The sequence below is a fragment of the Kitasatospora papulosa genome (assembly GCF_000717245.1).
Taxonomy (GTDB): Bacteria; Actinomycetota; Actinomycetes; order Streptomycetales; family Streptomycetaceae; genus Streptomyces; species Streptomyces papulosus.
Genome location: NZ_JNYQ01000058.1, coordinates 1 through 1101, shown reverse-complemented (window position 1 = coordinate 1101; position 1101 = coordinate 1). Strand labels below are relative to the sequence as shown.

1 pseudogene is annotated in these 1101 nt (G+C 67.6%); it reads right to left on the bottom strand.

The window, feature by feature from the left end:
* Positions 1 to 22 precede the first annotated feature (22 nt).
* Positions 23 to 1026: pseudogene (locus tag IA22_RS36235) on the bottom strand (IS5 family transposase).
* Positions 1027 to 1101: the final 75 nt, after the last annotated feature.

Sequence of the window (1101 nt, the reverse complement as noted above, 5' to 3'; positions counted from 1 at the left end):
TAGGGCCTGTGTGAGGTTGTGATCATTCGGTCGTCGGTAAGAGGTCGTTGATCCAGATCAGAGAGGCTCGGAGGTGGAGTCCGGCGTCGTAGCTCTCGGGGGACTTGTCGTAGCGGGTGGCGATGCCGCGCCAGGCTTTCAGTTTGTTGATCATGCGTTCGACGGTGTTGCGGTCCTTGTAGAGCTCGGCGTCGTGGGTGACGGGCCGGCCGCCCTTGCGGCCGCGGTTCTTGCGGTGGGCGGCCTGGTCCTTCTTCTCCGGGATGACGGCCTTGATGCCGCGTTTACGCAGGTAGGACCGGTTGGCGCGGGAGGAGTACGCCTTGTCGCCGGCGACCGCGTCCGGCCGGGTGCGTGGGCGGCCGACGGGCAACCGGATGCGGACCTTGTTCAGGACGGGGAGGAACTGCGGGCTGTCGGCGGCCTGTCCAGCCGTCAACACGAGCGCCAGGGGGCGGCACTTGCGGTCGGAAGCGAGGTGGACCTTGCAGGTCAGGCCGCCTCTGGACCGGCCGAGCAGGGCCTGCTTCAGGCGGGCTTTGCGTCTTCGCCGGATGCGTCGCCGTTCTTCCCGTCCAGGATCGTCGGCGTCGCCCTGTCCGTTCTGTTCCCCTTGGCCGCCCCCTTTTGCCGGGCCTGTTCCTGTTCCCGCACGGCCTTCTCCAGGGCCTCCATGACCTCGGGGGCGACGGGTATTCCGGCGGCGTCGTGATGCGCGCGGGTGGTCGTGGAATCCACGCTGACCAGTGACAGGTCGGTCTTCCCCTGCCCGGCGGCCTCGGCGATCAGCCCCTCGAGCAGTGCGGTGAACACGCCTGCGTCCCGCCAGACCCGGAAACGGCCGTAGACGGTGGGCCAGGGACCGAACTGCTCGGGCATCTCCCGCCACTGGGCGCCGGACCGGAAACGCCAGATCACACCCTCGAACTGGTCCCGCAACTTCACCGGGTAGGGGCCGTACTCGCCGACCGGCAAGTACGGCTGGATGAGTTCCCACTGGTCGTCACTGAGCTGTCGGCGCGTCACACCGGCGTTCTACCGTGATCCGTCCCGGCACGGCAGCGGAACGCAGATATTGATCACGACCTCACACAGGCCCTA